Origin of the sequence: Congregibacter sp. (assembly GCF_047617445.1) — a bacterium.
In the GTDB taxonomy this organism is placed as follows: Bacteria; Pseudomonadota; Gammaproteobacteria; order Pseudomonadales; family Halieaceae; genus Congregibacter.
The window spans coordinates 1-6462 of record NZ_JBLGBE010000122.1; the positions used below are offsets into that span (position 1 = coordinate 1).

Consider the following 6462-nt stretch of genomic DNA (forward strand, 5'->3'; position numbering starts at 1 on the left):
GACGGACGCTCAAAGGACCGCCGCCCGCCTCGCCTTATCAGTGCTACATCCAGGCGTTGTGGCGGATGTAACATGTCCTGACGACGTGTGGCGGTTCGGCGCCGCTTTGCTCGAGCGTCCGTCGAGCGCGTTGTTTAATACTCTGACGCCGATGGAGATGCGCGAGCAGCTCGAGTAAAGCGGGGACGCACCGCCCAGAACGTCTACGAAGTCGAGCGCCAAGAAAGACAATCCCTGAAATCCGCGATCAAACTTTTTTTGCAACCCGCCCAGATATCCTCACTGGCCCTCTAGCCTTCGCTCGCCGCTTGCGCTAGCTTGAGCGTTGCTTATCCGGATACAGGACCCATTCATAATGAGAAAAGTACTACTGCATAGTATTGCCAGCGCACTGCTGGTCGCAGCGTCCTCTGCGAGCCTTGCCGCGAATGAAGATGCGCTCAAGGCCAAAATCATTGCTTCTGTCGATAGCCAGGAAAGTGCCCTGACCGCCTTGAGCGATGAGATCTGGGGGCATGCAGAAATCGCTTTCAAGGAAACTCAATCAGCAGCCGCACTTATCCAACACGCAAAAAAGCATGGATTTCGAGTAGAAACCGGCATCGGAGGAATCCCGACTGCGTTTATCGCAGAATACGGTAGTGGCAAACCCGTAATAGGCATCATGGGGGAGTTCGACGCACTCCCGGGTTTGTCTCAGGCCTCTGTGCCCAATCGCTCACCTCTGGAAGAGGGCGCGCCCGGGCATGGTTGTGGACACAACGTTTTTGGTGCCGCCTCTCTCGGCGCTGCAATCGCGGTCAAAGAACGTCTTGAGGCCGGCGAGATATCCGGAACAATTCGTTACTACGGTACACCTGCAGAAGAAAAGTTCTTTGGCAAGCTATGGATGATCCGTGCCGGAGCCTTTGACGGTGTGGATGTAATGATGGACTGGCATCCCGGCGACAAGATCGAAGCCTCGGCCCAGAGCAGTCAATCACTCGTAGACTTTCTCGTGGAATTCGATGGCCAGGCTGCACATGCCGCAGGAGATCCCTGGAACGGCCGTTCTGCTAGCGACGCGCTGGAGCTGTATGCCCACGGCATTAACGCCTATCGCGAGCACATCAAGCCAACGGTACGTATTCACTATCACATCATGGATGCGGGCAAGGTGGTCAACGTGGTCCCTGACTACGCCAAGATTTGGGTGCGGGTACGCGATCGCAGCCGCGACGGTATGACCCCGGTCTACGAGCGCGTCAAAGAGATGGCCGAGGGAGCCGCGATCCTTGCCGACGTCGGCTACAAAGTGACACTGATCTCCGGCGTACACGAAATACTGGTCAATCGAACCGGCGGTGCAACACTGCAGGCAAACTTGGAAACTCTAGGCCCGATTACTTACACCACAAAGGAAGAGCGCTACGCAAAAGCCATACAAGAGGCCACGGAGAAACCCCAAGTCGGCATGGATGCCGAAGTACGTCCCTTTAGGGACACCGAGAAAAATCCGCCCGGGGGCTCAACGGATGTGGGCGATGTGAGCTTTGTGGTTCCCACAATCAGCCTCAGTGCCCCCATCGCTCCAAAGGATGTGCCCTGGCACTCCTGGGCTGTGGTTGCCACTGGCGGTATGTCCATTGGACACAAAGGTCTTGTGTACGCATCAAAGGCCCTGGCCATGACCATGATCGACCTCTATGAAAACCCTGATCTCATAAAGTCCATCAAGGAAGAGTTCAAGGAACGCAAAGGTGATTACAAATACGAAGGCATTCTGCCCCCAGGACCACCACCTCTGGACTTTAAGCAGTAAGCCATCGCGCAAAAAAACGTCCAGACCACTCAGTGGCTGGACGTTTTTTTGCGCGGCCCGTAGGTTCAACCCCCAGAGTCGTGAGTATCGAGCCAGCTAAGCAACAGCTCGTTCACAAAATCGGGCCGCTCCCTATGGGGAAAGTGGCCCGCTTCAGGCACTTCAACTACCTTTAGACCCGCAGGAAAATCATCCTCTCTCATCATGCTCGTGAACACCTCGGCGGCAATGCAGCCCTCCTGGGTACCCGTAATACCCAATGTGGGCACATTAATAGGCCAGGCGGTCTGCTCTCGCGCAGAGCGACCTGACGACAAAGAGTGCAGGCCGATGGCAGCTCGGTAGTAACCGAGACTGCTCTCAACGACGCGAGGCTGGCTGAAGGCCTCGATAACGTCACCGAACTCTTGCTCAGAGAATGACCAACCCGGACTCCAGCTTCGCCATAATCGACGCAAGAAGCCAAAGTTGTTGCGCCGCACTACGTAATCTGCAATCCCCGGAAGTTGAAAGAAAAACATGTACCAGGAAAGAAGCAACTGCCGGGGATGCCGGTGTATCTCGGCCAAAAAACGTCCTGCATGGGGAACGGCGAGCGCCGTCAGACTCAACACTCGATCAGGCACGGCCATGGCAACGCCATAGGCGATAGAGGCGCCCCAGTCATGCCCCACGACATGTACCGGCTCGTTTCCCAATTGCTCAATCCACGCCACCACGTCGCCGGACAATGCCGCAGCGGAGTAATCCCCATCGTCAGGCTGCGATTCCGGCTCATAGCCACGCATGGACACCGCGATCGCGCGATAGCCATTCGCGGCGAGGAACTCCAGTTGCGCGCTCCAGGTCAGCAGGGTGTCGGGGAAACCATGCAGCAATATGACGATAGGACCGTCACCACATTCCACAGCGCTAAACTGCAGTGGCCCGTTGGACAACTTAATTGATTTTTGGCTACTCACAGATCTCGGGCTCACTGTATTGGGTCAACACGTTCAGCGATCCTAACGGATAGCAAAAGCGCAAACAAAGTTCGATCTTATCGCCAAGAGCAAAGACACGACTTCTTGCGGTCCGGACTCATCGGCTGGCTTAGCGCACCACCTTGAGATGGCGTCGCACAGCACTTTCGTAGCCCGGCTCCAAATAGCCGGACAGAACGTCAAATATCTGCTCAATACCCAGCACCATATCGGCGCGGCTAATGGCGTCTCCCTGCTTTGAAATCTCCAGATATCGCACCCAGTTACTCCAGATTAACCAGGTATTGATTGCAATGGAGCGATAGCGCTTTTTGCTATTGGGAATTTTGAGATGACCTTCCTTAGCGGCCTGTTCGGCAACGGCTGCCAGAGCGTCCAGAGCCCAGTCCTGCAAAGACAAATAGTCTGTCGCCAACACATCGTCTTGTCGTATCAGGTGCAGCAGACCGCTGAAGAAAAATCGATTCTCGTGGGCCACATCGAGGGTCTTAATATAGAAATCCGCAAAAACCTTTGGCGTCAGACTAGACGGAGGCTCTTCTCCAAACGCGACTCGAAGGTCAGTTTCAAGCTCAGCGAACAAGGCCCGAACGATCTCTTCCTTGTTCTTGAAGTGGTAATACAAGTTACCCGGGCTGATCTCAAGGACTTCGCAGAGGCGCGTCGTACCGATGGCTTGAGCACCTTCCTTATTCATCAATGCACGGCAGCTAGCAAGGATTCGCGTGCGGTTGTTGGTCTTTACCTTGGACATGGCCCCAGCTTGACTAATTCATAAATAGAGGGAATACTCTATTTTATTGAGTTTCTGATAGCAAGCGGTATACCCCATGATTAATGCATCAAACGCGGCCCTCGGTACTGGCGAAGAGCGCATGACCGTTCGCAATATGCCGTTTGAATTTTTACCGCGAAGTCAGAGCTGGAATACGGACAAGCCCGAGTTTGCGCACATCGTGAATTCTGCCTCCCTGGCAATGCCCTATCTTGAGCCTTACCTCATCAAGTCTATGCGCAAGGCACGGCCGCTCATCAAGGATGCGGCACTGGAAGCGGAGCTCGATAAGTATATTAAGCAGGAGGCAACGCATTACCGTCGCCACAAGGAGTTCAACGACACTCTCTCTGACAAAGGCTACACAACGGTAGCTTTTCTGGAACAGAGACTGGCCGATGACTACGCGAAACTTGAATCAAAGCGCTCGCTGAAGTTTAACCTCGCGTACGCAGAGGGATTTGAGTCCATGGCCCTGGCCATCGGAGAGATGCTCATTGAAGATCGGGAGTATTTGTTCGGCCATAGCGACTCTGCCGTGGCGTCACTGATTCTTTGGCACTTTGTCGAAGAGATAGAGCACAAGAACGTCGCCTTCGACGTTTTCGATCATCTTTACGGTAGCTACTTTTGGCGAATTGTAGGCTTGGTCTACGCTACGTCGCATATTTTCTGGCGAACCGGCCAGGGCTATCGCGCACTTCTCAAAGAAGACGGTCTCTGGAAATCAACCTCCAGTCGCTGGCGTTTGCTCAAGGTACTCGGTCGAGTGCTGGGCAATATCGCGCCCAAGTGGTTGCGCATTCTTCGCCCGGGTTATCACCCCCAGAGCGTCAAAGACCCGGATTGGGGTATTGCATGGGCCGCAGTATTCGACACAGGAACAGAGAACATGGCACAACTGGATACCCGGCGGCTCAGCGAAGCGGTACCGGCAGGCGAAGCACAGGGAGTGAACTCATGAACGGTGCGGCTCCCACGCTGAGCGGGATCACTCCCAGAATGCAGGCGTTATTTTTTCTCAATGGCCTGGGCTTATTTGTCGTGGGTATTTTGTTTGGCTGGGCATGGTTTTTTAATCTGCTACAAGAGATTGTGCTGTGGCCCCTACCTGTGCAGATCGATGTACAGGTTCCGGGTGACTCCCGCGCTTATCGTATGGGCCATATGGAAGCCATCACCCAGGGCCTGCTGCTTATGGCCATAGCGTTTGGCGGGCAGTTTATGAGGCTCTCTGGAAAACAGTTTTGCTGGCTCTTCTGGACAACGCTAGTGGCAACATGGCTATTCACACTGCCTGCGATGGCGAACGCTTTTTTTGGCACGCGGGGACTGGCCTTTGGTGGAGGCCCCTTTACGTCAAGTCTGGCTAACGATGTGATCTACCTCTTTGGATGGCCGCCAATCATGGCCGTACACATTATGTTTGCGCTGGCGGTGCTGGGTGTTTGGCGGTATCTAAGGCAGGCGTCTTCGGCTGAGTCCTAAGCGCCAGCCGTTAGCTAGTCAGGGAATCAGTTGCACTGCGTGTCGGCATAAGCAGTAATAATCCACTGCCCGCCGGTCAAATCGGCGAGATACCAACCGCAGGACACTTCGGTATCACCACTCCTGTAGTGATCCTTCCACTGCGCAACAAAACTCGCGGTGCTGGCGTTGATATCTTGAGTTTCCAAACTCAAGAGCTCAGCCCGCAACCACCCCTCCTCAGTCCAACCCGCCATAGGCTCCACAAGCCATGCGCGGCGTTCGTCAGCGGTCACCGTGCCATCGTCATTGTGAGTAGTGATCGTGGACGAGTAATGAAGCAGCAACTTTTCGGCGTCTGCTGCGGGCGTATTGCCCCACAGGGGCGCATAGACAGTGCGATACCAGGTATCAGGGTCACTTGCCTCCTGAGCCCATAAAGAACCACTGCCCAGTACAACAGCAAGAACGGAAGAGCCGAGTAAAAGACGACGCATAACACACTCCTAAGACGCGCAGAAATCAATGTACTGACCTCATTCAACAGCCTTCGACCGCTGCACGTCAACCGCGCCTATAGGCAACGGTCAGTCTACTAAGCTGCCCCGACAAGCCCGCGGCGACAGGCATTTTCGAGCCTATACGCGATGCGCCCGCGGCGCGGGAATTTCCCTAGGATGAACGCAAAGACGTCAGCTGAGAGCAAAAATGGCTATAAAACAGATTATCGGTGTCGCGGAAATTCCGTCCTCACAACTCGATGAATGGGGTCCGGTAGAGCTGCCCTTGTCAGAGCAGACATCCCAGCTTCGGGGGCTTGTTATCAACGAAAATGCAGACGGTTCCGAGGCGGGTATTTGGGAATGCACGCCCGGAGTCTGGACGCGACAAATCATGGATGCGGAGATCAGCTCATTTGTTGCGGGCCATGCCCGCTTTCATCCAGAAGATGGCGAAACTATCGAGATCAAAGCGGGTGACACGTTGTATTTCGATGACAACAGTCGTGGCACCTGGGAAGTCATCGAAACGGTGCGCAAGGCCTACCTCACCTACAAGCGCTAGAAGACGACAGCTTGTCACAGGCCAGCAAGCCGCGCCTTTTGATTCGGCATTTAAATCAATAGGGACAAGGGATCGGGACATGAGTATTCAGTCGACACTGCTTAAAGCACCGCTTCTCATCAACGGCGACTGGCTGGAGAGCCAGGGCGAGCAAACGCTGCCTGTAAAAAATCCAGCAACGCAGAAATCACTAGGCGATGTCACCTTCGCCACAGCTGACGAGGTGGAACTCGCAGTGGCGAGCGCCAAAGCGGCGTTCGAAACCTGGCGGGAGACACCCGCTTCCGAGCGCGCGCCTCATGATGCGCTACCAGGCTCTCCTTAAGGAGCATCACGATGATCTGGCAGGACGCATGGCAGCAGCTAAACCC

The 6462-nt window shown here is 54.8% G+C and carries 8 protein-coding genes; 5 read left to right on the plus strand and 3 right to left on the minus strand.

Features of this window, described 5'->3' with window-relative positions; genetic code table 11:
* The first annotated feature begins 355 nt into the window (after positions 1–355).
* Entirely contained in the window at positions 356–1801 is a 1446-nt protein-coding gene (locus tag ACI9KD_RS16550; RefSeq protein WP_414982273.1) for an amidohydrolase, read from the plus strand.
* Between the two features lie 65 nt (positions 1802–1866).
* Here ACI9KD_RS16550 and ACI9KD_RS16555 read toward each other — a convergent pair whose 3' ends face one another.
* The gene (locus ACI9KD_RS16555; RefSeq protein WP_414982274.1) at positions 1867–2763 is read right to left on the minus strand and encodes an alpha/beta fold hydrolase; all 897 of its coding nucleotides are present in this window, start codon (positions 2761–2763) and stop codon (positions 1867–1869) included.
* 130 nt (positions 2764–2893) lie between these two features.
* On the minus strand, positions 2894–3538 hold the full coding sequence (locus ACI9KD_RS16560) for a TetR/AcrR family transcriptional regulator (RefSeq protein ID WP_414982275.1): 645 nt from the start codon (positions 3536–3538) through the stop codon (positions 2894–2896).
* A gap of 76 nt (positions 3539–3614) precedes the next feature.
* Here ACI9KD_RS16560 and ACI9KD_RS16565 point away from each other — a divergent pair, with 76 nt between their 5' ends.
* Positions 3615–4523: a metal-dependent hydrolase gene (locus ACI9KD_RS16565; RefSeq protein ID WP_414982276.1), complete on the plus strand. Its 909-nt coding sequence runs from the start codon at positions 3615–3617 to the stop codon at positions 4521–4523.
* Entirely contained in the window at positions 4520–5047 is a 528-nt protein-coding gene (locus ACI9KD_RS16570) for a hypothetical protein (protein WP_414982277.1), read from the plus strand. Before ACI9KD_RS16565 ends, ACI9KD_RS16570 begins: the two co-directional genes overlap by 4 nt.
* A 26-nt stretch (positions 5048–5073) precedes the next feature.
* On the opposite strand, the gene ACI9KD_RS16575 is transcribed toward ACI9KD_RS16570, so the two are convergent.
* A complete protein-coding gene (locus tag ACI9KD_RS16575) occupies positions 5074–5523 on the minus strand; it encodes a hypothetical protein (protein WP_414982278.1) in 450 nt (149 codons plus the stop codon).
* A gap of 211 nt (positions 5524–5734) precedes the next feature.
* Between ACI9KD_RS16575 and ACI9KD_RS16580 the strand changes: the two genes are divergently transcribed.
* Both ACI9KD_RS16580 and ACI9KD_RS16585 read left to right on the plus strand, forming a co-directional pair.
* The gene (locus ACI9KD_RS16580; protein WP_414982279.1) at positions 5735–6091 is read left to right on the plus strand and encodes a cupin domain-containing protein; all 357 of its coding nucleotides are present in this window, start codon (positions 5735–5737) and stop codon (positions 6089–6091) included.
* A gap of 79 nt (positions 6092–6170) precedes the next feature.
* Entirely contained in the window at positions 6171–6416 is a 246-nt protein-coding gene (locus tag ACI9KD_RS16585; RefSeq protein ID WP_414982280.1) for an aldehyde dehydrogenase family protein, read from the plus strand.
* Positions 6417–6462 lie beyond the last annotated feature (46 nt).

Bases quoted from the DNA above. Each gene is read 5' to 3' on its own strand.
- ACI9KD_RS16565 (WP_414982276.1), top strand. From the start codon at position 3,615: ATGATTAATGCATCAAACGCGGCCCTCGGTACTGGCGAAGAGCGCATG.
- ACI9KD_RS16550 (WP_414982273.1), top strand. From the start codon at position 356: ATGAGAAAAGTACTACTGCATAGTATTGCCAGCGCACTGCTGGTCGCA.
- ACI9KD_RS16560 (WP_414982275.1), bottom strand. From the start codon at position 3,538: ATGTCCAAGGTAAAGACCAACAACCGCACGCGAATCCTTGCTAGCTGC.
- ACI9KD_RS16570 (WP_414982277.1), top strand. From the start codon at position 4,520: ATGAACGGTGCGGCTCCCACGCTGAGCGGGATCACTCCCAGAATGCAG.
- ACI9KD_RS16575 (WP_414982278.1), bottom strand. From the start codon at position 5,523: ATGCGTCGTCTTTTACTCGGCTCTTCCGTTCTTGCTGTTGTACTGGGC.
- ACI9KD_RS16585 (WP_414982280.1), top strand. From the start codon at position 6,171: ATGAGTATTCAGTCGACACTGCTTAAAGCACCGCTTCTCATCAACGGC.
- ACI9KD_RS16580 (WP_414982279.1), top strand. From the start codon at position 5,735: ATGGCTATAAAACAGATTATCGGTGTCGCGGAAATTCCGTCCTCACAA.